At 49.5% G+C, this 24,674-nt stretch carries 22 protein-coding genes and 1 tRNA gene; 5 read left to right on the top strand and 18 right to left on the bottom strand.

What is annotated here, in order from left to right:
* Positions 1-9 precede the first annotated feature (9 nt).
* From Q0090_RS04940 to Q0090_RS05020, 17 genes are all read right to left on the bottom strand, one after another.
* Positions 10-1,335: a folylpolyglutamate synthase/dihydrofolate synthase family protein gene (locus Q0090_RS04940; RefSeq protein WP_297948099.1), complete on the bottom strand. Its 1,326-nt coding sequence runs from the start codon at positions 1,333-1,335 to the stop codon at positions 10-12.
* An 18-nt stretch (positions 1,336-1,353) separates the two neighbouring features.
* Positions 1,354-2,622 carry an adenylosuccinate synthase gene (locus Q0090_RS04945; RefSeq protein ID WP_297948102.1) on the bottom strand — a complete coding sequence of 423 codons (1,269 nt, stop codon included), beginning with the start codon at positions 2,620-2,622 and terminating at the stop codon, positions 1,354-1,356.
* Between the two features lie 13 nt (positions 2,623-2,635).
* Entirely contained in the window at positions 2,636-3,196 is a 561-nt protein-coding gene (locus tag Q0090_RS04950) for a transcriptional repressor (RefSeq protein ID WP_297948105.1), read from the bottom strand.
* 344 nt (positions 3,197-3,540) lie between these two features.
* Positions 3,541-4,194: a YiiX/YebB-like N1pC/P60 family cysteine hydrolase gene (locus Q0090_RS04955; protein WP_297948108.1), complete on the bottom strand. Its 654-nt coding sequence runs from the start codon at positions 4,192-4,194 to the stop codon at positions 3,541-3,543.
* A 171-nt stretch (positions 4,195-4,365) separates the two neighbouring features.
* The gene (locus Q0090_RS04960; protein WP_297948111.1) at positions 4,366-4,836 is read right to left on the bottom strand and encodes a hypothetical protein; all 471 of its coding nucleotides are present in this window, start codon (positions 4,834-4,836) and stop codon (positions 4,366-4,368) included.
* A 327-nt stretch (positions 4,837-5,163) separates the two neighbouring features.
* A complete protein-coding gene (locus tag Q0090_RS04965) occupies positions 5,164-5,766 on the bottom strand; it encodes a manganese efflux pump (RefSeq protein ID WP_297948113.1) in 603 nt (200 codons plus the stop codon).
* A 132-nt stretch (positions 5,767-5,898) separates the two neighbouring features.
* The gene (locus Q0090_RS04970; RefSeq protein ID WP_297948116.1) at positions 5,899-7,437 is read right to left on the bottom strand and encodes a PepSY domain-containing protein; all 1,539 of its coding nucleotides are present in this window, start codon (positions 7,435-7,437) and stop codon (positions 5,899-5,901) included.
* A 23-nt stretch (positions 7,438-7,460) separates the two neighbouring features.
* Positions 7,461-8,156, bottom strand: coding sequence for a YjjG family noncanonical pyrimidine nucleotidase (locus Q0090_RS04975; protein WP_297948119.1), 696 nt, complete (start codon positions 8,154-8,156; stop codon positions 7,461-7,463).
* A 194-nt stretch (positions 8,157-8,350) separates the two neighbouring features.
* Positions 8,351-9,205 (bottom strand): hypothetical protein, encoded by an 855-nt coding sequence (locus Q0090_RS04980; protein WP_297948122.1) that lies wholly within the window; start codon positions 9,203-9,205, stop codon positions 8,351-8,353.
* Positions 9,206-9,217: 12 nt separating this feature from the next.
* Positions 9,218-9,976: a 16S rRNA (cytidine(1402)-2'-O)-methyltransferase gene (gene rsmI / locus Q0090_RS04985; protein WP_297948125.1), complete on the bottom strand. Its 759-nt coding sequence runs from the start codon at positions 9,974-9,976 to the stop codon at positions 9,218-9,220.
* A 239-nt stretch (positions 9,977-10,215) separates the two neighbouring features.
* Positions 10,216-11,412: a methionine gamma-lyase gene (gene megL / locus Q0090_RS04990; protein WP_297948782.1), complete on the bottom strand. Its 1,197-nt coding sequence runs from the start codon at positions 11,410-11,412 to the stop codon at positions 10,216-10,218.
* 265 nt (positions 11,413-11,677) lie between these two features.
* Entirely contained in the window at positions 11,678-13,864 is a 2,187-nt protein-coding gene (locus Q0090_RS04995) for a heavy metal translocating P-type ATPase (protein WP_297948128.1), read from the bottom strand.
* A 68-nt stretch (positions 13,865-13,932) separates the two neighbouring features.
* Positions 13,933-14,901, bottom strand: coding sequence for a 2-dehydropantoate 2-reductase (locus tag Q0090_RS05000; RefSeq protein ID WP_297948131.1), 969 nt, complete (start codon positions 14,899-14,901; stop codon positions 13,933-13,935).
* Between the two features lie 15 nt (positions 14,902-14,916).
* Positions 14,917-16,260 carry a PhoH family protein gene (locus Q0090_RS05005; protein WP_297948134.1) on the bottom strand — a complete coding sequence of 448 codons (1,344 nt, stop codon included), beginning with the start codon at positions 16,258-16,260 and terminating at the stop codon, positions 14,917-14,919.
* A 215-nt stretch (positions 16,261-16,475) separates the two neighbouring features.
* Entirely contained in the window at positions 16,476-17,279 is an 804-nt protein-coding gene (locus tag Q0090_RS05010; protein ID WP_297948137.1) for a nitrilase family protein, read from the bottom strand.
* A gap of 22 nt (positions 17,280-17,301) precedes the next feature.
* Positions 17,302-17,844 (bottom strand): lysophospholipid acyltransferase family protein, encoded by a 543-nt coding sequence (locus Q0090_RS05015; protein ID WP_297948140.1) that lies wholly within the window; start codon positions 17,842-17,844, stop codon positions 17,302-17,304.
* Positions 17,845-17,862: 18 nt separating this feature from the next.
* On the bottom strand, positions 17,863-18,156 hold the full coding sequence (locus tag Q0090_RS05020; protein ID WP_297948143.1) for a hypothetical protein: 294 nt from the start codon (positions 18,154-18,156) through the stop codon (positions 17,863-17,865).
* An 821-nt stretch (positions 18,157-18,977) separates the two neighbouring features.
* On the opposite strand from Q0090_RS05020, the gene Q0090_RS05025 reads away from it, so the two are divergent.
* Positions 18,978-19,064: transfer RNA gene (locus Q0090_RS05025), tRNA-Ser, on the top strand.
* A gap of 187 nt (positions 19,065-19,251) precedes the next feature.
* Here the strand turns inward: Q0090_RS05025 and Q0090_RS05030 are convergent.
* Positions 19,252-19,986 carry a hypothetical protein gene (locus tag Q0090_RS05030; protein WP_297948146.1) on the bottom strand — a complete coding sequence of 245 codons (735 nt, stop codon included), beginning with the start codon at positions 19,984-19,986 and terminating at the stop codon, positions 19,252-19,254.
* Between the two features lie 605 nt (positions 19,987-20,591).
* Between Q0090_RS05030 and Q0090_RS05035 the strand changes: the two genes are divergently transcribed.
* The 4 genes from Q0090_RS05035 to Q0090_RS05050 all read left to right on the top strand — a co-directional run bounded on the left by Q0090_RS05035 (position 20,592) and on the right by Q0090_RS05050 (position 24,620).
* The gene (locus Q0090_RS05035) at positions 20,592-21,407 is read left to right on the top strand and encodes an Ig-like domain-containing protein (RefSeq protein WP_297948149.1); all 816 of its coding nucleotides are present in this window, start codon (positions 20,592-20,594) and stop codon (positions 21,405-21,407) included.
* A gap of 26 nt (positions 21,408-21,433) precedes the next feature.
* Positions 21,434-21,925 (top strand): TlpA disulfide reductase family protein, encoded by a 492-nt coding sequence (locus Q0090_RS05040; RefSeq protein WP_297948153.1) that lies wholly within the window; start codon positions 21,434-21,436, stop codon positions 21,923-21,925.
* 82 nt (positions 21,926-22,007) lie between these two features.
* Positions 22,008-23,738 carry a DUF6029 family protein gene (locus Q0090_RS05045; protein WP_297948156.1) on the top strand — a complete coding sequence of 577 codons (1,731 nt, stop codon included), beginning with the start codon at positions 22,008-22,010 and terminating at the stop codon, positions 23,736-23,738.
* 45 nt (positions 23,739-23,783) lie between these two features.
* Positions 23,784-24,620: an Omp28 family outer membrane lipoprotein gene (locus Q0090_RS05050; protein WP_297948159.1), complete on the top strand. Its 837-nt coding sequence runs from the start codon at positions 23,784-23,786 to the stop codon at positions 24,618-24,620.
* The last annotated feature ends 54 nt before the right edge of the window (positions 24,621-24,674 follow it).

Genomic DNA, 24,674 nt, shown 5'->3' on the forward strand with positions numbered 1-24,674 from the left:
TTTGAGTATTTAATGATTAGTATTGAATACAGATTCGAGTGTGTGGGGATAGCACTTTTTGAGCGCCTCAGCAACGATATAGTTACTACCCCCTATGTATATAAGGTCTTGGGGTAGAGCCGCTTTCTGGGCAGCCAGGCACCCCTCTTCTATGGAGGGGAAAACGAAGCCTTCCAGACCTATGGAACGAGCCTCCTGAGCCAATTCTTCGGAAGACAAAGCCCGATCGCTCGTTGGTTGTACGAAGTAGTAATGAGCAGACGTGGGGAGCAGACGAAGTACCGAATGCCAATCCTTATCCGCCACCATACCAAAGACGATATGTAACGTTTGGTACTGCTCTTGTTTTAACTGCTCCACGACGAGACGAATACCGGCCTCGTTGTGCCCTGTGTCGCAATAGGTATCGGGCTGAGATGCCACCTTTTGCCATCGTCCTAGGAGGTGTGAACGCTCCACGACATGCGCAAAGCCCTCCTCCACAGCAGCCCTAGGGATTTGAAACGAACGACGAGTAAGGATAGCAAGAGCCGCCAAGATAGTACGAGCATTGAGCCGCTGAGCCGCTCCTCCCAACTCGCCCCACAGAGTGCCATAATCACGTGTATGAAGCGTCCATCCGCCCCTATCGGGCTCGGCATCTTGCAACACATCGCTATCCTCTGCAAAGCAAAGAGGCGCATCAAGCAGCTCTGCCTTTTCCCTAAATACGGACCGAAGAGAGGCACTCGCCTCCCCTACAAGTGCAGGAACGTTGGGCTTGAAAATCCCCGCCTTCTCTCCCGCAATCGCCTCTAGCGTAGAGCCTAAGAATTGAGTATGATCAAGGCTGATATTGGTAACGATGGAGAGCTCCGGAGTGATGATATTGGTACTATCGAGCCGGCCTCCCATACCCACCTCTATGATGGCAACATCCACTTTTTTCTCTGCAAAGTGATGCAGTGCCATCAAGGTTGTTAGCTCGAAAAAGGAGGGAGAGAATCGCTCAATGAGGGGGCGTGTTCGTTCTACAAAATCCACCACGGCACACTCCTCAATAGGCATACCATCAATACGAATGCGCTCTCTAAAGTCCACAAGATGGGGAGATGTGAAAAGCCCCGTTCGATAGCCGGCTGCCGATAGGATGGCCGCCAAAGTGCTCGAAGTCGACCCCTTTCCATTGGTGCCGGCCACATGGATATAGCGAATACCCGAACCAAGATGGGGGCTACCAATAGCCTCCGCCATGGCCAAGACCCGCTCCAGACCGGGCTTGTAGGCACTCCCTCCCTGCTGCTCAAATTGGGGCGTAGCAGCAAAAAGGTAGTCGATAGTTTGCTGATAAGTCATGTACGATGCTAGCGATTATTAGCCTCGCACGATAGTTTGTTTTCGGTCGGGTCCTACGGATAGAATAGCAATGGGCACCTCCAATTCACGCTCTAAGTAAGCAACGTAATCGAGGAAAGCCTTGGGCAATTGCTCCTCACGATCGAAGGCGGTAAGATCGCACTGCCACCCCGGCACTTCGTCGTAGATAGGCTCTATGTCCTGCTCAATTGAGTAGGGGAAGTCGCGCGTTTCTACGCCATTGATACGATAGGCACGGCAGGCTTTGATGGTGGCAAAGGTGTCTAAAACGTCGCTCTTCATCATGATGAGCTTGGTCACGCCATTGAGCATAATCGTGTAGCGAAGTGCTACAAGGTCAATCCAACCACAGCGACGAGGACGCCCCGTAACAGCGCCAAACTCTCGCCCACGCTCTGCCATCTGGCGGCCATCTTCGTCAAACAATTCTGTAGGGAAAGGACCCGCACCCACTCGAGTGCAATAGGCCTTAAAGATACCATAAACATCGCCAATAGCTCGGGGGGAAACTCCCATCCCAACACAGCTTCCTGCGCAAATTGTGTTGCTGGACGTAACGAAAGGATAGGAACCGAAGTCGATATCAAGCATGGAGCCTTGTGCCCCCTCTGCCAAAATATTCTTACCGGACTTTAACGTATTGTTTATCACAAACTCGCTATCCACGAAACGGAATTGGCGGAGATATTCTACCGCAGCAAAGAAATCGGCTTCGGCTTGTGTCAGGTCCGGAACTTCTACTCCCATTCCCTGCAACATGCCCAAGTGACGTTCTTTGGCTCGCTTGTAGCTAGTCGCAAAGTCGCCCTCTATATCCCCAACGCGTACCCCATGACGGCTTACCTTATCGGTGTACGTGGGACCGATACCCTTGCCCGTAGTTCCCACCTTCTGGGCGCCTAGCGCTTTTTCGCCAGCAGCATCCAAGAGACGATGAGTAGGGAGTATGAGATGAGCCTTGCGGCTGATTACCAAACGATCTTTGAGGGGATGACCACTACTGAGAAGGCTCTCAACCTCTTCACGGAAGAGCACAGGATCTAGTACAACCCCATTGCCAATGATATTGATTTTATCCCCCTGGAAGATACCGGAAGGTACCGAGCGAAGCACATACTTCTCCCCTGCAAACTCCAGGGTGTGACCGGCATTAGGACCACCCTGGAAGCGTGCCACCATATCATAGCGTGGAGTAAGTACATCCACTATTTTACCCTTACCTTCGTCTCCCCATTGGAGCCCTAACAAGACGTCTACTCTTCCCATACTGTATTCGTATTTACCCTATAGGTATTTTATTTTTTAATTTCGTTTGCCTTCGTTTTTCTCGCAGGCTTGTTTTTTTTACTGTATTCTTATCCTTGCGTTGAGCCCCATCTGAGCTCTCGGCTTGGTTGCGATTAGTACACTCTTTGCACTCGCCAAAAACAACCATTACGGCCTGCGTTGGCGAAAACCGTGGAGGCTTGACGTACTGCATCTGCTTCGAGAGATTCTCCTGACGGAACAGATTGAGCTTGCCGCACTCGCTACAAAGCACAAGTGCATAGCCCCGGCAACGCCATGCCAAGATGTAATTAGCTCCTAAATTGCGCGTTAAATGAATGAGAATGCCGCAGCGGCACAAGAGGTCGATAGCGCTGTATACGGTGCTTCGGCTGATCTGCTTCCCCTCCGCTTCGCGCAGTTTCTTGTAGACACTATCGGCGTCAAAAGGTTTCTCTAGTTGGTACACATACTCCAGAACGATATTACGCGTATAGGTCTCCTTGAGGTCGTGCGCCTCGAGGTATTTACGCATAACAACACGTAGTTCGTCCAAACTAAGCTCTCGTTTCATTCTCTTCGTATGAGTATCTCATACCAAACTCTAGGGTGCAAATATACAGCCTTTTGGTGAGACTTTAGGGCAAAAAGTCGGACAAAGTCAGCTCTCGGATGGAGATTTTTGCCTCCCAATACAAAAGGAGAGAGACGAGCCGGAAATCGGCACTCCCTCTCCTCTATTTCTACTCCGCCCTCTCTTCTTTTGGGCTACCGGCCTACTCATTTCTGAGAATAGGACTGAATCGCGCACCCCTACTGCCTAAAACTTTTTGGGAAATAGGGCAAGATTTTGAAAAGTATAGGGCAAGATTTTTTTGAAAACCAGCCTACAATCGGAGTGATTCTAGGTTGCTATTTTTACTGAGGTGTTCCCTTCCCTCGAGCAATCTCAGGAAGGCCGGCAACGAGGTCGTCCAACAAAAAAAGCCTCTTGCCTGTGCCGGCTATCTCAAAGGAGGGCTTGATACCCTCTTCCGTGGGCAGTACACTATTGAAGCAATGCGCCACATACTCCGAGCAATAAAGCCGAGAAGGATCCGTGCTATCGAAGGCGGTATCGAACGTTATCTTCTCTTTGACGCACTGCAGAGCCCTTTTACAAAACGAACGCCGATCCTCCTCGTCGAGCGAATTGCGGTAAACAGCCCAGCGAATCGAGTGATCTACAAAACTCTCTAGCGACTCTATTACGGGGCCATCCATACCTCTAAAAGAGGCTAACTCGGCATGTAGCACAAACCACTCCCCTCTATGGAGATAGAGAATACCACAATGGCTAAACTCTTGATTACGGGAGGCATGCTGACGAAAATACTCGGAGCTAGCACCATGCCCTAAGCGCAGGATCAAGTCTCCCGAACGCAACAAATCCAAAGGAGGCAGTTCCTTGGCTTTCTCTTCGGGCTCCGCCTCTTGGGTGGTAGACACACTAGGAGAGCAACCCACTAGGGGTAGAAGTAGAAGAGAGAAAATCCACATCCAGCCTCTCTTTGTGCTATGATTCGTGTTCATATAGTACCGAATATAAGACCCCCTATCACTCTAAGACCTTCCTAAACAAACTCTCAAACATAAGAGCAGCAGTCAAACCTTAGAGTGGTAGGGGTTATAATTCAGAGAAGGAGAAGGTGCTGAGGTCTAACCTCATAGGGCACAACCACCCCCTCTAGAGATCTCGTGGAATTACTTATTTTCCTTGTCGATTTTGTCAACTTTCCACTTGCCACCATCCTTTACGAGTACGAGGGGAAATTCGCCTTGGACTTCTTCCTTCTTGTTAAGTACCCATACGAAAGCAGAGTCGCCACGTACTTCAGACTTCTTAACTTCGAAATCAGCTTCTGTAAACTTCACCTTTTCTTCTTTTGGAGCGGGAGCAGCTTCTTCAGGAGTAGCTTCGCCTTCAGCACCTTCAACGGCTTCGGATGTTTCGGTTTCGCCTCCCATAGCAGACATGTCATTCATGCTTTTCATGAGGTCTACCACCTGAGCTCCATGCTCATTAGCGAGAGTTTTAGCAACATCATAGTTCTCGTTGTTGAGTTCCATCATGAACTTAACAGCTACTTCTTCGGGTGTTTCGCTCTTGCTACAAGCAGAGAATAGAACGAGCGATGCGAGCGCAACAGCGCACAAGGTTACAAATTTCTTCATTCTTTCTTCATTCTTTTTGCGGAACGTATTCTTCTGAGTCTCTAAAGGTACGCCACTATTTGTTTTTCTTCGGTACTCTTCTAAAGCATCAAAGGAAGCCGCTCCAGTGTTCTTACTTATACTTGCCGCAAAGGTAAACATAATATTCTACAAATAGAGAATTCCACCTAAAAACTCAGGGCGACATGGTGCAAAAAGGATTTGATTTAGCCCTACCTATTAGAAAAACAAGGAGATACCCCCCTTACATACAAAGGGGAATAAGTAAGTCCTTCTCAGGGTGTAGTTCCGTTAATTTAGTCGGATCCGGTCTCTAGCACGGGCGATTTAGCTCACCAAATGAAGGTGCTCAATAAGGACTTTCACCCCGATAGCGATAAGAACCCATCCCCCAAACAATTCGGCCCAAGAGATCCATTTGAAGGGAATTTTACACCCTACATAAAAGGCAAACCCCGAGGCCAAAGCCGTTACAACACCTATAATAAAGGCGTATAAATGGATGGGAATTGTCATGAATGAGAAGCTAAAGCCTAGTGCTAAGGCATCAATACTCGTAGCAAAACCCATCATCAACAAATAGGAAAAGTAGCGCGGAGTAAGTGTAGAGCCCGCTCCTTTGTACCCTTTGATCTGCTGCCCATGGCGAGCCCGAGCAAAGGCATCGTAAATCATATGCCCTCCTACGGCCACTAGTAATACAAGCACTACCCAATGATCGTATTCGTCTATAAAATCGATCGTCTCGGCCCCTAGGCAATAGCCAATTGCAGTAACTCCGCCTTGCAGTACCCCAAAAAGTAATGCAATGGTAGCAAGTGTAGCCCAAGAACGTTTACACCCGCGGCTAATACCCTCACAGGCTGCAACGGTAGCCGCATCTATGGCTACAGCCAAAGCAACAAGCAGTGCTTGCAAAAAATGAAACATGGATTGTTATGCTCGTTTTCTCTCTATTTCCCACTCCAAAGGTACAAACAATGTGATAATACCTAGGTAAAGAAGGGCTCTACTGAGGCTCCCATTGCCTAGGAAATAAGGGACATGGAGAAAGGATTGAGACTAGCTTTTTGCCCTCGAACGACGCTTGTGCATTTGCTTTTGAGCCCGACGGAAACCCGAGATCAAGAGCCAAAGAATCATACACCCCGAGACAAAGATCCAGAGAATCCCCAACGGTCCGAAAAAGACATAGAGCCGCCCCGTATGCAACTCAAGCATCGTATGAAAGAGAGAAATACGCCCTCGCCCCATCTCCTTAGGCTGAGAGATCTCACGGCACGGCACATCATACTCAAACGCAAGCCCCTTCTTTCCGCCCAAGTGTGCGGAGTAGCCCGAGACTTTGTGGTCTCCAAGCGGCATCATTCCCTGAGGCTTGGGTGGCTGCCCTGTGTAGAGATCCAAAACTGATCCGCTCTCTAAATCCCAACGAAAGAGCCCCATAAAAGAGCCTACCAATAGAGCATGTGGGTTATCGGGATCAACTTCAAAAACATTAGCTCCCATCACACTTACAGGAGGAGTATTCTCGATCTTTTCCAGTGGAAGCCCTAGGCGTTTGCAACGGAATATACCCTCACTTGTGGAGAGAACCCACTCTTGCCTTGCCGGCACGTAGACCAAGCGGCGCAAAGCATCGTGCCAGGGATTGTTGGCACTATGGAGGGAGGTGGTGGGGAGGGTTGGTACCTTCGCTTTCGCCACTGCCACCAAAAGAGGCGGACGAAGAAACATGCCCGATACCACAAGAATAAGGAGCGGGATGAATAACCAATAGCCTACCAACAAATGAAGTTTGTACTGGCGCGAGAGACCCTGCTGCAGACGACGTGTTCGTGCTTTCACTCGAGCTCGGTGTGCCGCTTGCACTCGCTTCTGCATCCTTTTCATCCATCGAGGATAGAAAAAGACAATCAGCCCCGAGATCGAAAGTAGTAAGAGTACAAGCCCCAAGGCATCCACAAAGAGACGCCCAACGAGGTGGAATAGTTCGCCCGAATGAAGTGCCCAAAGCGTGCGAAACAGCGTAGCTCGATGAGGAGTGACACTCGGGGACTCGGGAAGGGTTAGGGTACTAAATTGCTGATAGGGGAGCTGCAAAACAAAGAGATGGGAGCGCCCCATCACCACAAGAGAGTCTCCCTGCAAGGCGAGATCGGTGAGACGCTCTCTGAGCGGGAGGGAGACCTCCTGCCATGCTGCGCCCTGCCATCGATAGAGAGCATCCTGCGAAAGGGCAAAAGTGCCATTGCGGTGCGAATGCAGAATGCGGCGCATCTGGTAGCGGTCTGCCCCACGAGGCAAGCCCTCCATCAGACGAGAGAAGCTGCGTCCGCCATCTTTCGTAAGCCAAACGCCCTCCCCTCCATAGAGCAAAACGGAGTCGCCGGAGAGAGCCGTAGAGCCTACAGCCGCCCCTTGCGTCCAGCCATCCACATGGTAAGACGAGGGTAAGAGAGAGCGCGAGAGATCAAGCGATGAGATCGGCTCCCTATGGTTAAGAAGAATACCCGAAAGGCTAAATGCGATAAGAAAGAAGCAGAGGACTAATCCTCCCCAACGGTGGAATTGTTTCTCTATGGAGCCTTTTTTCTTCATAATTATATAGGAGAAGTAGAGAATTACAAGAGCTGAAGCAACTCTCTAAGATGTCTGATAATATAACGAGGAGTGTACTCGTCTCTCGGGCACTCCAAGCCGTGGGGATTAAACCAAATGGATGCCATTCCCACATTTTTAGCCCCTACAATATCCGCCGGCCAGCTATCCCCAATCATCAAAGACTCTGCACAGCGACTATTGGTAGCCGAGCAAGCATAACGGAATATGGCAGCGTTGGGCTTGTTTACACCTGCGTCCTCACTCAGTATCATGTGATGGATGTAAGGGAGAAGGCCACTGCGCGCTACTTTGGCATGCTGCACCTCCCGAAACCCGTTCGACAAGATGTAGACGCGATAGTAGCGATGCAAATATTCCATCACCTCCAGAGCGCCCTCCACAAGACGCGTTTTTGTAGCTGTAGCCGCCAAAAAACGACGATTAAGCACGAGAATCTCTTCATCCGACAGCGGAGCAAGCCAAGGCATCGGCTCCCTCATTCGGCGCAGAGTAAGGGTGTACTTATCTATTTTATCGTGCCGATACAACTCCCACAAGCCCTCGTTGCACGCCCAATACTCCTCCCAAAAAGCATCGTAGTCGGGGGCAAATTGCTGCCAACCCTCCTCTAGGTATAGCTCTCGCAGGCTCTCTTTGTTGTTGTGATAGGTATCCCAGAGCGTATCATCAAGATCGATAAATAGGTTTTTAATCATGCGAATTGAGAGTTTGTGACATAGGAAATAACAAGCGAACGGGCGGCAAGGTTCGAAGCAAAGAGAACTCTGCACCCCTTCTCCAGAGGCTGCAGGGTCCCTTATTTCTAACGAAACACAGCCACCCACGCAATACGGTGAGGGCTGTGTTTTGGCTCTAAGAGCCGTATGTTACTCCTGTAAGAGAGTCCGTATTAATAGGTACGTACAACAAGTACCTTAGAGAGACTCCAGAAGTTTTGAGGATCAATAATTTCGAGAGTGAGCTGCTTGTCATCCCCTGCTGATAGTCTATAGCTGCTCGAGGGATGGTTGGTAAGGAGCTCTGCTTTCTTGCAGTAGAGGGGAATACGAGCGAGCTTGCGGAGGTCCACCTGACGGAAGTAATCGGAAGTATAGTTCTCTGTAGCAACCTTGCCATTTACGAGGATACCCATTTCCTTAAGGTCATTTTTGGTACCAACGCAGTAGCGTACCGTATTGAGAGATGCGTCTTGCGCTGCAATTGTTTCGGACTGCTTTTCGGTAGTAGTAGCTAGAGCTTCTACATTCTGATTGAGGTCATTGACCATATCATCAAGGTCCTTTATAGCAATATTCTTGCGTTGCAACTCTTCGGTAAGGCGGCGGATCTCTTTTGTTTTAGACTCCAATTCGCTTTGCAAAGCCTTAATTGTCTTTGTCATTACGGCGTTCTTAGAACCGAGAGCTTGGAGTTTAGCATTCAAACGATCGATGTCTTCTTTATTTGCTTTAAGCTTCTCAGTAATCATCTGCATGCTACTCTCAACACGCTCCTTCTGACTTGTATTCATCTCGCCATTGGCAGGAACGTTGATTACCCCCTCCATGGCGCTAATTTCCTGGAAGTTGGCAAGTACACTACTGATGAGTTCGTCCATTTCCTCTACTTGCGTCTCGAGGCTTTTATTTACCTCTGCAATAGAGTCGAGCTCGCTGTTTCCGCCCTTGTTTCCCTTGCATGAAGTCATAGAGAAGCAAGCAGCCATAAGGAAAGCGAAAGCCGTTACTAAGATTGTTCTCTTCATTGTCTTTACAAATTAGTTACTATTCAGTTTGTCATTCTCTTCGCGATGCTTATCGCGATAGCTTTTATGTATTTTCTTTTCTTGAGGCGCCCCTGCGATCAGGAGAACGAACTCACCCCGCGGGCTCACCTCCGTGAAGTGCTCGATGAGTTCTTGGAGAGACCCTCGGCACACCTCTTCGTACACCTTGGTTAGCTCTCGTACCGCTACAGCCTTACGCTCCCCTCCACACACCTCGGCAAATGCCTGTAAAGTTTTGAGCACTCGGAAGGGAGACTCGTACAAAATAACCGTTCTCTCCTCCTCTGCCAATGCCTGGATGCGTGAGTGACGCCCCTTTTTCTGAGGCAAGAAGCCCTCAAAAACAAAACGACTCGCATCTAATCCGGAGACAACCAAGGCGGGAACAAACGCCGTTGCTCCCGGGAGGCACTCCACCGGCAGACCGGCTTCTATGCAAGCCTGCGCCAAGATAATACCCGGATCGCTAACACCGGGGGTGCCGGCATCGCTGATCAATGCTACATTGAGGCCCTCTCGGATCCGTGCAACCAGAGACGAAGAGGTCTTAAACTCGTTGAATTTATGATGACTCTCCAGGGGCTTTTTAACATCGTAATGCTTGAGCAGAACGGAAGATGTACGCGTATCCTCCGCAAGGATCAGATCGGCAGTCCGCAACACTTCCAAGGCCCGGAGTGTAATGTCTCCGAGGTTACCTACAGGGGTAGGTACTATGGTCAGTTTGCCTTGTGCAGCGGCTGTACTCATCTCGTTCTCTCCTATCCACAGCCCCTTGCAGCACCTGCTCCGCAAGAGACTTTCGTCCGCAAATGTACAAAAAGGACGTGTATTCCACCACTTCTACCCCACAAACTCACCTAGAGCAAAAGACAAAGAGATGTAATAAAATAGAAAAGAGGGGCTGTAGTCGCAAGTAGGAACTACAACCCCTCGTGGGTATAGATCGCCCCCAAAGAGAGGGGATCTTCTATCTAACCGGCTCTAAATCAAAGTTGATCAAGAGCTTGCTTGAGGTCAGCAATAATGTCTTCTGCATCTTCGAGACCCACGGAGAGACGTACCAGACCTTCGGAGATATCGGATGCGGCACGCTCCTCGGGAGTGTAGGGAGAGTGCGTCATAGATGCAGGGTGCTCAATGAGCGTCTCGGTATCACCAAGGCTTACAGCGAGGGTAGCCAAGTGTACAGAGTTCATCAGCTTACGACCGGCTTCTAGGCCACCCTTTACTTCGAAGGCAATCATAGAACCGGGCTGCTTCATATACTTATCGGCAAGCGCTTTTTGGGGGAAACTAGCCAAACCGGGATAAGCAATGCTCTCTACGTTGGGATGCTTTTCGAGGAATTCTGCCACCTTCTGAGCATTTTCGCAGTGGCGATCCATACGTACATGGAGCGTCTTAATACCACGATTGATAAGGAAAGCCTCGAACGGACCGAGTACAGAACCCGTCAAGTCCTTAACCCCTACAAGGCGCACTTGATTGATATATTCTTGTGAACCGCAAATGAATCCGGCAATAACATCGCCATGACCATTGAGGAATTTGGTAGCCGAGTGTACTATAATATCAGCACCAAACTCAAGAGGACGACAGAGGTAAGGTGTGCAGAAGGTATTATCGACCATCACACGCACGCCCTCTTGTGCATGAGCTATCTTGGCAATGGCTTCGATGTCTGCAATGTACATATTGGGGTTGGCAGGCGTCTCTACATACACCAATTTGGTATTAGGACGCATCGCCTTGCGTACATTTTCGGGGTCACGCATATCCACAAATGTAACGTCTACGCCATAACGCTTGAGCCCATGCTCAAAGAAAGCGTAGGTACAACCATAGAGCGTCTTACCGGCTACGATATGATCGCCCTGCTCTACACATACCCAAACGGCTGAGGTGATGGCACCCATACCCGAAGAGGCACTCATACAAGCCTCTGCACCCTCTAGGGATGCTACTTTCTCCTCTACGGTAGTAAGGGTGGGGTTCCCCAAGCGAGTATAAATATAACCTCCTTCTTCGAGGGCAAAACGGCGACCGCCCTGCTCTGCATTCTCAAAAACGAAGGTAGATGTTTGGTAGATAGGAGATGCCAATGTACCATGTTGGTTTTTTTCGGCACCTACGTGCACGGCGCGTGTTGCGAATCCGGACTTCCGGAGTTCTTCAGGGTTCATCATAACAATACGATTGATCTATGATAGTTTATACATTATGGTAAATACCGGAGGAACCTATCTCTGCGAAAGGCTCTCCCCCAGATTCAAGGGCGAATTTAGCAAATAAATCTCAAACCACAGGCTAAGCAACCGATATCCTCTTCCTATAAAATGGTCAAAAAAAGCAGCCCCAGAGATTTCCACTCTGGGGCAAAAAATGTTTTTTACAGACGACATGACCTCTGCCTTTTGATGCAAACGAGGAGATCTCCCGATGGAGAATTTAGCGTTCTCTCCGCAGTCTTCTCTTGAGCAATAGGCTATTGGTCACCACCGAAAGGGAACTAAATGCCATAGCCGCACCCGAGATAGCAGGCGAAAGCAGGATACCCCACGTGGAGTAAAGCGCACCGGCGGCAAGGGGGATGGCAATAAAATTGTAGAGCAGTGCCCAAAAGAAATTGGCATGAATGGTACGAAGACTGCGCTTGGCAATCTCTATCGCCTGGGGCAATAGACGCAGATCGTTTTGAGCGAGGGTGATATCTGCCACAGATACGGCAATGTCGCTCCCCGAAGCAAAGGCAAGACTCACATCCGCTTCGCCCAGAGCTTCGCTATCGTTTATACCATCCCCGACCATAGCCACTACGGCTCCCTTTGCACGAGCCTTGGCTACAATCTCTAGTTTTTCGTGGGGAAGAAGGGCTGCGTGCCACTCCTCTATCCCCGCCGCTTGGGCTGCCGTCTGAGCGGCTCCGTGGTTATCACCTGTAAGCAACACAACCTCAATGCCGCGCTTTCGTAGGTCAGCAACAGCTTCTCTACTCTCCTCCGTTACCCTATCTGCCACCAAAAGGCGAGCCACTACCTGCCCCTCTCGGGAGAAAAAGACCTCGCTCCCCTCCGCCTCGGGATGGGGAGTAGTCCCCACAAAACCGGCATTGCCAATCCGATAACAGACCCCTTCGGAATAAGCCTCTACCCCCTTACCGACAAAAGTCTCAACGCTATCCAGAGAGGGCAAAACGAGGTCTTTGGGAAGAGCGGCATGCGCCACAATAGCGGCCGCTAGAGGGTGGGTACTCTGTTGCTCCATGGCAACGAACAAAGGCATTAACCCCTCGGGAGAAACGCCGTCTGCCCACGTCTCCTCCACCACTTGGGGATGCCCCGATGTAATGGTGCCTGTCTTATCCAAAAAAACGTGTGTTACTCGGGGCAATACCTCCATCGAAGCCGCCTTCCGGATTAGGATATGCCTCCGTGCTGTCTCGCCTACCATCACCATAAGGGCAGTAGGAGTAGCCAAACCCAATGCGCAAGGGCAGGCAATCACCAGCACAGAAATAGCACAACGCAACCCCCAACGCCACGCATCGCTCGGGTCTCCCAAGAGAAGCCAAAGGAGCAACGTCAAGAGGGATAGTCCCATAACAATGGGTACAAAAATAGCGGCTATACGATCGGCAATACGGCGAATAGGGGGTTTATCGAGCTGCGTATGACGCACCGTCTCTATAATCGTTCCTAAGATGGTATCGTGTCCCACCGAGGTAGCCTCCATGGTAAAAGCCCCTTCTCGGTTAAGCGTACCTGCAAACACCTGGCTACCCACCACCTTCTCTACGGGGAGGGGTTCTCCACTGATCAGTTGCTCATCCACGGAGGTAGTGCCCTTGAGAAGGACCCCATCCACCGGGATGGCTTCTCCGGCTCGCACACGAATACGATCTCCTACCTTTAGGGTCTCCACCGGCACTTCGGTAGCTACTCCATCGCGCATTTGCAACGCCCATCGCGGTCGGCTCTCCACAAGGGCAGCCACGGCGTCACCCGTCCGTTGCGTAGCCCGTTGCTCTAGCCATTTCCCCAACAAGACGAAAGCGGGAATCATTACAGTAGCATCAAAATAGATATGTGCATCGGTAAAAATCCCCCATCCCCCAAAAAGGGCAAGCACTCCGGAGACAAACGAAACCGTAGTACTGAGCGAGACCAAGGTATCCATAGAGAAAACCCCATGCACAATCTGCCGAAGGGCGGCTCTATGATAGTCCGCAGCAAAAAAGAAATAGACAGAAGCCGCAGCAAGAGCCATGCCCAACTGATGCACAAGGTGGGGAAAAGGCAACAACATCAAGAGCATCATAAAGAGGGTAGCCACCCAAGCCCCTATGAGATTGCGCCGCATACGCTTTGCATCCTCAAGGAGAGCCTTGCGGTGCTGCTCGGCCAGTTCATACTCCGTATCAGCTAAGATAAGCTCGAAACCTACCCCCTCCACCACTTTGGCAAGAGCTTCGGGAGAGGTCTCCGTAGGGCGGTAGCGTACGTGTAGTATCTTCTCGGTATAAAGAACGGCTGCGCTCTCTACACCTACAGCATGGGCTACTGCATGCTCTACCTTCTCGGCACAAGCAGCGCAGTGCATCCCCACCACGGGGAAGTATCGTTCGTTGAGTTGCATCGTCAAAATAGGTCAAAAAAAGGGAAGATTCGCCCCACTCCAGAGGGAAAAATCTTCCCTCTGAATATTTAGTTGGAGGCGGAGGTGATACGCTCTAGTAGGGTGTGATACATTTTCCGATAGAGCGGTGTGGGGACCCCTAGGCGTTGCCCCTCTCGTACCACATAGCCCACAAGGCTTTCCAATTCCGAGCGATGCCCGGCCAAAATATCGGAGTGCATTGAGGTAGTTGCCTCTCGTGGCATTTTCTCCACAGCCCGATAACCTTTTTCTTCGAGGAAGAGATCTTGCTCCCAGCCCGCCACACGGTAAAGCGAAGCCAGCTCACTCATCAGGGCACGGAACTCCTCATCATGTTCATCTTGCACCCTACCAATAGGCATATCGAAGTAGGCCGTTGCCACCGCAGAAGGGCTAAGCATCAAAAACTTCTCTCGTAAATAAGGCGCCATCTCACGATGGAGGCGACACTTGATCCCGGCCGCCTGCATCAGGGTATAGAGCCACTCGGCCGTAGCCCATTCGGCTATTGAGATACGACTATTGAGCGCCTCGCTGACTCCGAACTTCAGCACGTTGCTATCCGAACGCACCACAATCTCGCCCGGAGCCGTGCGCCGCCCCGTGATATGGCACACCCCGGGGAGGATCAGATTATCGGGCAAGGCTTGATGTATGGCAGGAGGCACATCCAACCCATTATGGAGAGGAACGATTGCGGTGGAGGGGGTGATAATCGGACGAAGTTGCTCTATATTCTCTAGGGCATCGTAGCTCTTTGTTGCTAGGAAAAGCACGTCTGCCGTGGGCAATTCCGACGCAATAGAGGAGACCCTATATGGGTGAACCGTGGAGTCTATCGTAGGCGTGGAGATATGGAGGCCTTGGCTCTTCACCTGCTCAAGGTGCTCCCCGGGTCGCATAAAAAAAGAGGTATGTAGGGCTTGCATCTGTGCTGTATAAGCTGCAAGCATCCCTCCATAATACCCCCCGATGGCCCCTAGACCCGAGACAACAATATGCATAGGTTGAGACATAACTACACTATATAACTAAAGGAGGTTTGAGGCTATTTCGCTCAATTCACTACGCTCCCCGCGTACAAGATTAACGTGAGCAAAAAGCTGCTGCCCTGCCATCTTATCAATCATATAGGCAAGGCCGTTGCTCTCGGCATCGAGGTAAGGCGAGTCGATCTGCTCCACGTCCCCCGTAAGCACCACCTTGGTATTCTCTCCGGCTCGGGTGATAATGGTCTTGACTTCGTGAGGGGTAAGGTTTTGCGCTTCGTCCACAATTAACAACGAATCCGACAAGCTACGCCCACGGATGTAGGCCAAAGCCTCAATGATAAGGCGGTTCTCGCGCTGCATGTCTTCAATCGCACGCACCTCGGGGCTCCCCGCATGGAGTTGATTTTTTATGAAGTTGAGGTTATCGAAGAGGGGTTGCATGTAGGGCGTGATCTTCTGCTTTTCGTCCCCGGGGAGGAAGCCCAAATCCTTATTGGCAAGAGCCACGATGGGGCGAGCGAGCAGTATCTGCTGGTAGGTTTCTCGCATACTAAGGGCAGCGGCAAGAGCTAGAAGCGTCTTACCGGTACCGGCCTTCCCCGTAAGGCCCACCAACTTAATATTGGGATCGGTAATCACCTCAAAAGCAAAAGCCTGCTCCGCATTACGTGGGGTAATGCCGGAGCGAGTAACCTTGTCTACTTTAGTGACGTGCCCCGAAAAAGGATTGTAACGCACCATCACACTATTGCGGTCGCTCTTGAGGATAAAGCACTGATTGGGTTGCAGTTTGGAGTAGAAATCCAACTCTTCTACAGCGATCCCCTCACTGCGAGCGTAGATGGTATCGATGAGCTCGGCAGGGATATCGGTGTACTCCTCGTGGGCCGCATCAAAGAGCGTGCGAGTGGGTACTTTGTCGTTAATATAGTCTTCTGCCTGCATCCCTAGGGCGCGCGCCTTTATCCTGAGATTGACATCTTTTGTTACGAGGATGGTAGGTTCGTCCTTCTGCTCTGTATTCAGCGTGAGGGCACAAGAGAGGATCCGATGATCCGCAATACGATCGGAAAATGCCTTCTCAACGACCGGATTCTCCAAGCCATCTATCTTGATATAGAGACGACCTCTCCCCTCGCCCAGAGGTGCTCCTTCTTTGAAAAAGCTCTCGCTCTCTAGCGAATCTAAAAAGCGGGCAAAGGCTCGAGCATTATGATTGATCTGCTCCGACCCCTTCTTAAATCTATCAAGCTCTTCGAGCACCGTGATGGGGATGTAAATATCGTTTTCCTCAAACTTGTCGAGGCATTCGTAGTCGTGGAGGATTACATTCGTATCGAGCACGAAATTCTTCTTGGTCGATTTTTTCTGTTTTACAGCCATAGTCTTCGTTTACTTTAGCATGCTAATTCTATTTTTGGCAAGGTGGGAAGGTTGCAGCTTCTTCGCCTTATTCCCCCCTAAAGGTACGTAATTATTCCCAACAAAAAGCCCTCCTCCAACGGAAAAACAGCGCCATGGAAGAGGCAAAAAATCCCTACAACAAAAAAAGAGGAGCTCAACACTCCCCTTTGGCAATGGATAAGTAAAGAAAAGACTCAGAGGGTAGCCCCTACGATGGAGAACTCATCCGCATCGAGATAAACAGGGAATTTCTTCCGAAGTTTATCCAAGGGAGCTCGCTCCAGGGTGGCTATTTTCAGTTCGATACGACACTCTTCGGCCGTTGCCACCTCCCTGCCCCTCGGGTCGATAAGGGCGGAGTCTCCCGTATAAACGAGCCCTTCGGCATCCTGTCCCACACGATTAACGCCACAGACGTAGGCCAAATTTTCCATCGCCCGGGCACGCAGCAAGGTGCTCCACACTAGTCTACGGGGTTCGGGCCAATTGGCCACATCGATCATGAGATCGTACTCGTTGGCTCTATTGCGGCACCAGACGGGGAAGCGCATATCGTAGCAAGCGATCAGAAGAATGTTCCACCCCCGATACGAAAAAATATGCCGCTCCCCAGCCGGAGAGACCTGCTTAGCCTCCCCTCCCATACGGAAGAGATGTCGTTTGTCTTGGAAAAACTCCTCTCCCTCGGGGGTGATAAAATAGATCCTATTAAAGTACTTATCCCCCTCCTTTACCAAGAGAGAAGAGACTACGGCCACGCCGTATTGCTGCACCATGGCACGGATGCTCTGCAGGGAGGGCGATGTCTCGAAAGACTCGGCCACTGCCTCCAAGTGCATCGAAAAGCCCGAGGTCATCACCTCCGGAAAGACAACAATCTCAGCACCGCCTTGGGCGGCTTGGGCCATTGTCTCTCGCATCACTTGGAGATTTTCTGCGGGATTTTCCCAGGCTATATCACACTGCGCAAGGGCGAGAGTTAGGGTCTCTTGGGCCATATCAAGGAATAAAAGAGGGGTATTATTGCTCTACAAATTTCTTGGGGAAACGAGCCTGTTCTGAGTGATAACGACTCCGTATATAACGGATATCCGCCTCTTCGTTGCCTGTAGGATAGAAGGTTTCGAGGATGCCCAGCTCGCGCTTCTTATAATCGATCACCGCCAACTGGATGGGGATATTTGCAGCACAAGCAATTCGATAAAAGCCTGTTTTCCAACGGTCGGTAGCACGGCGAGTACCCTCCGGAGTGATGGCAATAGAGAGTTTAGAACTCTCCTTGATGCGCTCAGCCAACTGATCTACCATAGAACCCGAGTGCGAGCGATCCACGGGAATCCCTCCCATCGATCTCAAAACTCCCCCAAATGGAAAAAAGAACCAGTCCTTTTTCATTAGGAACCCCGCATGCCTGCCAATGGCAGAGTAGTAGAGTTTGCCCAATATAAAGTCCCAATTACTGGTATGAGGGGCCACACAAATGACGCTCTTAGGGGGATTATCCGGAGGGAAGATTACCCTCCAGCCGAACACTCCCAAGAGCCACGAAGAAAAATTTCTCAATGTATCGCGCCCTCTATCTTACTTGTTGAGGTTGATATACTTCTCCAACTCAGACTCTACAGCCTCTATTTCTTCGTTATACTTAGCCTTGAGGTCCGCGTAAAACTTCTTTACCAGCTGAGGGTTCTTTGCGCCATCGGGAGCGCCTATCTTAGCGATTGTATCGTCGTGCAAGTCTACCACACGATTGAGCAATAGCTCTAGAGCTGCAAGCTCTTCGTCCTTTGCATCGAGAGAAATGAAAAGAATATCGTCAATTAGGAAGTCTGTAATTTCTTTGATTCCCTTCTTAAGTTTGCGACGTGATGCCATAGTGTTATTTATCTATATCAATTATTATTGTAGATCCCTCCCCCTATCTATAAAGAGGAAGGCTCTCCCACAAAGGTAGTGCTAATTGGGCAATAATGGCCTCTATTTTACACGAATTCGCCCCAAAGCCCCTGCCCTACTCCTCTTGCCAAGCAACAAAAACGCCCCACCCCAGTAACTAGGAGGAACGACACCGAAAGCGGCCCTCAATTTGGCCCTCAGCGAAAAGGCGAAATATTTCGCCCTAGTTCCCTTCTCCCCAATCAGCCAAAAAGGGAGTGGACTTCTGCCCAAAAAATTTTTCATTTCCACCTAGTTTCGGAGGTCATTTCCGGCCTAAATCTTTTTAGAAATCAGCGAGAGACTCCACAAGAGATAAGATTGAGTGAGATTTCCGGCAACCAAAGAGAGGCAACAATCGCCCCTTTGGGGCCTAAGAAGGCAGAAAACATCATTTCGGATAATATTCCTCGCAAAAAGATGATTTTGACTAAGCCCTATAATTCAAGAGATTAGAAAAACAATATCCTATTCATGCCGATTGCTAGAGGAGGAAGCGTACCGATATCTCATTTTTTTTCCTACCTTTGCATCGTGTTTTTCATGGTATTAGATTTTAAGGTTAATACGAGTGAGTTTGTCGGGAGACAAGCTCACTTTCTTTTTATACCCACTTTTCTAGTCTCCTAAAAGCAGCTTTCCAAACCCTAATACCCCTCTATCTCCTCAAAAACGAACTATTATAGCGGGAGACTTGCGTATTCAAAAAGAAATAGTACCTTTGCAACGTCAAAAAAGGGCGTGCCCCTTGGTTGATGGAAGGAAGTGTGGGTGAGTGGCTGAAACCACCAGTTTGCTAAACTGACGTACGGGCAACCGTACCGGGGGTTCGAATCCCCCCGCTTCCGCTCTAGAGGCCTCTGGCGATGAAAAGCCAACTGGGCACAACAAGAAAAGAGTCTTAACTCACGTGAGTTAAGACTCTTTTCTTTTACTATTCCCCGGATATCCAATCAGGCAAAGAGTGTGAGAGCCGTACGTAGCTATCGCATTTCGAGGATTAATTCTAGAGAAGAGATTGCTAGAATCCAACAATTATCTACTGCACTCTATTTTCAGCTTTTCCAACTTCTCCTCCAAATCACAATAGGCTGCCACTTGTAATAGCGCTTGAGCGTCTCCAACTCGTACTTTCTCCACGTGGGAAGAACTCCAATAGCGCCGTAGGTCATAGCAATGAAATTCAGTCCAACAAAAAGAACAACAATCGTTTAAGGCATTATAACTTTCCCCATCCCAAGACTTTCCCTCTCCTGGCGCGAGCGAGGCAGAGATATACACATCCGGGTTGGTTCTCAAGCCGAGGTGCTTTTGGATCAGATCAGCCTTGTACGTCAGCACCGCATAGCAGAACTCCACTTCATCCTCGTCATATCCCATTGCTTTTAACGTGTCCAGATCCCCATCGAGCAAATCTTCCATATCCCAATCTTTGAAATGAGCACATTCGTATTGATAGGATTCAAAATCCATCGGCACATCAACGGGATAGTGCCATCTCGTCCTCCAGTAATCCAATAAGAGCCCACAATTCTGCCTATTTTGCTCTACTATAGGAAGGATCTCACTTCTCCAGCCATCAGTGTCAAGCAAGATCATATTACACAAAGAGAGCTTATACAAGGGTAAAGGATGTTCGCAACAGCCAACATCCTCTAGAAGACTCTTATCAAAATTTCCAGACTCTATCAGTTCAATTACTTGCTCTGCTTTATTCTGCATCACTAGTGCAACTAACTCGTCTAAATCCGCCCAATAATCACTATACATAACACCTTCTTAATCTAATAATCATGCCTGGAATCTATCTTCTAAATCCCTCATTTACTTCAATAGAGACCCAAAGATAGAAATTCGCCATAAACCATCAAAACCCGCATATCTCTAGAATCCTTCTCCCATGAGGCCTAATACAGAGGTCGCAGAGGTTGGTTAAGGCGATCGGCTCCCATAACCCTATATACTATATATAAAGGTGTACTCGATAGCCCCCCTAGTCCATTCAAGTATTGCTCTGGGCAAGTATTTCTTCTCCCCATTGCGACATGGTTTAATAACCCCATGAGAAGGGACACCCCCGCCCCCTTCCATCATGGCCCCACCAAGCAGAACTCTACCACTTCACTCCTCTGGAGCGAAGTGGGTATTAGACAGACTCTTAGACCCCCTCCCATCATCAGCCCCCCATCCCTCACACGTGCAAAGTGTTGCTAGTTACAAGATATTTATTACCTTTGGCTGGCCACTGTTAAGCAAGATAGGATGTCTTGTAAACCGTGGAGAGATCTTTTTTTCAGAACGTCTTGCATAATAATTAAAAGACATTACGAATTGTTTAGAACAATGTTTAACCCATACAAGCATTAATTACTCCTATGAAACTAAAGAATTTCGCCGTTGCTCTATCACTTATTGCTCTATCGCTCCTAACATCTTGTGGCCCCGATACAATAACTCCAACCCCCAACCCCAACCCAACCCCCAATCCAAACCCTAACCCTAACCCTGTTACCCCTACAGAGGTTACCAATCTTACGCTCACTCCCGAGAATGCAAGCCTACTACCCGGGGAGACGCTACAACTTACTGCAACCACAACTCCAGCCAATGCCCAGGTTACCTATTCTGTTGACTACCCCTCAATGGCCACCGTATCGGAGACCGGCCTCGTTAAGGCAATCGCTCCCGGTATCGTAACCGTTACCGCTCAGGCTGGCACGAAAAAGGCCACTTGTATGATCAAGATTGCCAAAGCGTCTGATGTAATGCTAGTAAACCTACTAGACCAAAAGAAGTATCCTGCCGGTAAAACAATCGACTACACAGTCTCTGCCTCTAAGGATGAGGCTGAGTCTTACGAACTTCGATTGAGCTTTAGCGTGCTAAAGACTGCGAATTACAACTTCGCCCTCTCGTTTTCTAAAAGAACCTCCGGTACTGTATGTATAGGCTCTTGCGAGTTGTTTGAGAATCAGACCTCATATACAAAAGATATCAAGCTGACTGCCGACGAAGAAGGAATCCCCGATGAAAAAGACAAGGGTGCCATGACCCCCATGTCTACCCATATAGAAATCCCTAATGCCAAGGCAGGTCAAACCTATACAAATACAATTAAGGTTACCCTCACGCCTAAGGCTGGCGGAGCTCCTCTTACTTGGACTATCAATCTAACAGTAAAAGTCATCTAATCAAACTCATAAAGCGCTATAAAACTATGAAGCATCTACTATCGCTCCTGCTTTTCTTCCTAGTTGTACCCGCAGCTTATGCACAACTTCCACAGGTTGAACTCAAAGACCTCCAAGGCAATTCGGTCAATACGAGCGAACTCAATAATGATGGCAAACCCTTTATCGTTTCCTTCTTTGCCACATGGTGCAAGCCTTGTCTTCGCGAGCTCAAAGCCATCCACGAAGTGTACCCCGACTGGAAAGAAGAGACCGGAGTCAAGCTTATCGCTATCTCTATTGACGAAGGGCAGAATGCCGATCGTGTAAAGCCTCTTGTAGATGCACAGGGCTTCGAATATGAGGTATTACTAGACCCCAATGGAGACTTCAAGCGAGCTATGAATGTCAACATGATTCCCCATGTCTTTGTGATTGACGGGAAAGGAAATGTTGCATACGCTCACACCGGTTACACCGAAGGCGGGGAGCAAGAGCTCATCGCCAAGGTACGAGAGCTCCTAAAGACGGAAGAATAATCTAGGTCTTCCTAAGAGTCGATCTCGAATCTCTCTACAACTAGCAACAGACTATTTATCTTCTTATTCCGCACAATACCGCATGCGAAAGATATTATACCGTACTTGGCACTTCGTCTCCATCTTTTCGATGAGCGTGGGATTCATCTCCACACTCTCTGCTCAAAGTAAAAAAGAATGGGCGCCCTGGGAAAAGTTTAAGCCCTCATTTAGTGTGCAGAGCGACATGCTCTTTTCTCTCGACGATAAAGCAGCCGGGAATAAGTCTTGGATGAGCAATAGCTACGTAACCGGTACAATCCGCAACAATTACCTCGAGGTAGGCCTACGCTTCGAAGATCTACTCCGTCCCATGCCCGGGCATGAGCCTGAGCAGGGTCGTGGCATACCGCACATTCACCTCAAAGGCTATGTTGGTAAGTATGCCGAGGTAACTCTCGGAGACTTCTACGACCAGTTTGGTTCCGGGATTCTTTTCCGTAGCTATGAGGAGCGCACGCTCGGTATTGACAACGCTGTCAGAGGAGCACACGTGCTGCTTACACCCTATGATGGGATACGCATCAAGGGTTTTGTAGGTCAGCAACGCAACTACTTCGATCGCACGGCTCGTCTATTTACCAACGAACGCGGATACATCCGTGGGGCAGATGGAGAGCTTGCGATCCAGCAGTGGATTCCGGCAATGAGAAGTAAACGGATGACCCTAAGCGTGGGAGGCTCCTATCTTAATAAAGTAGAGGGAGACGAGATTATCCCCGTCCCCACCCCTCTCGGCATGACAGGCACATGGCGTCTCAACCTCCCAAGCCAAGTACACGCCTTCGGAGGTAGAGCCAAGCTATCGGTAGGGAACTGGGTTTTCAATGGAGAGTATGCCTACAAGAGCAGTGACCCCACGGCAAGTAACCACTATATCTACTCGCCGGGATCTGTTGCCATGTTCTCAACATCGTACTCAAAGAGAGGCATGAGCCTTCTTCTTCAGACCAAACGAAGCGAGAACTTCAACTTCCTCTCTGCACGCTCCTCCGTGGGGACACCTCTTCACGTCAACCACCTCCCGGCCTTTACTGCCAACCACACCTATACGCTTGCCGCTCTCTATCCCTACGCTACCCAACCCGATGGAGAATGGGCTTTCCAGGGGGACTTCCGCTACACCATCCCTAGAGGATCTCTACTAGGCGGCAAATATGGCACCGGCATTCGCGTTAATTACTCTCATGTACGAGGCTTAAAGAATGTGGCAACAAACCGACTTCCTCTAGAGGCTCCGGAGAAAGACCTTTATGGGACAGATGGTTATACACATCCCTTCTTCGGCATGGGGCAACTCTACTACTCCGATCTGAATGTCGAGCTAAGCAAGAAGTTCTCTAAGGATGTATCTATTGTATTTAACTATTACAACCAGATATATAACCAACAAGTGGTTGAGGGACATGCGATCAACAACCCGCTTGTCTACAGCAATATATTTGTCCTTGATGGGAAGTTCAAGCTAGCACCCCAATATACCCTACGTACCGAACTCCAGTATCTACACAGCCGCCAAGCAGAGGGTAGCTGGCTCTTCGGTCTTGCCGAGCTCTCCATAGCTCCCAAATGGATGCTCTCGCTCTCAGATCAATACAACATGACCGTGACTAAGCAGCACTACTATATGGGTACTGTAGCTTACTCCTCCGGCAACCACAGAGTACAACTAGGTTATGGCCGTACGAGAGCCGGCATCAACTGCTCGGGTGGAGTGTGTCGCTACATGCCCGAGACAAAAGGGATCTATCTGAGCTACAGCGGTTCGTTCTAGCCTCAAAGTGCTTTTGAATCATTCAACATTTGCCAAGATTACAAGATGAAACGTCATACATCTCCCCTCATACTAGGCGCCCTCATTGCACTACAATTTGTAGCCTGCAGGCCTATGCCCGAAGAGAATCGACTGATCCCCAACGAAGTTGAACTCTCAAAAGGACGCTCCGTCCTTATTGAGGATTATAGTGGTGTCGGTTGCGTCAATTGCCCCATAGCGGCAAAAGCTATAACAGAAGCAGCCATAGCCCATGGCGATAAGGTGGTAGTAGTAGCTCTACATGGGAGCAATACCCAGATAGGGACACGTGCAAAAGAAGACCCCAAAGGCCTGTATCATGCCGACGCTGCGACTTATCTAGAGCGGCTACAAGCCGGAGGCTCGCTCCCCATAGCCACATTCAATAGAAGACCTCTAGCGAGCAATGGGGAGAAACCCTTTAGTCCTATGGCAACCAAATGGGCTGCAGAGATGCAAGCAATACGTGAGTTACCTCAGCTTTATAAGCTTCAGCTCCAAGCCTCTGAGCAAGACCGCAAGGTATCCGTGCAGTTCAGTGCATCGGCTCTAGAGCTATCGGAGGAACTCTCCGCATCGCTCAAGGAGCACCGACTTTATATCCAACTATGGCTCGTAGAAAACCATATTGTAGCCCCACAGCACCTCAAAAAAGGGTTGGATAAGGAGTACGAGCACAACCACATCTTCCGTCAAGCCCTTAATGGGATCGATGGAGAGCCCTATGACTTAGGGAAGGCGTACAACCATACCGCCACCATAGACCGAGACGTCATCGAACCCAAGAATTGTGATGTAGTGGCCATCCTCTACGATCACAAGACGGGAGAAGTCTGTGAAGTACTCAAGAAAGCTCTCTGAAACAATACAAGAAGCGTACAAGATAAGGACTAAACAGTAAACACTTAATCAGTT

The organism is uncultured Porphyromonas sp. (assembly GCF_938023125.1).
Taxonomy (GTDB): domain Bacteria; phylum Bacteroidota; class Bacteroidia; order Bacteroidales; family Porphyromonadaceae; genus Porphyromonas.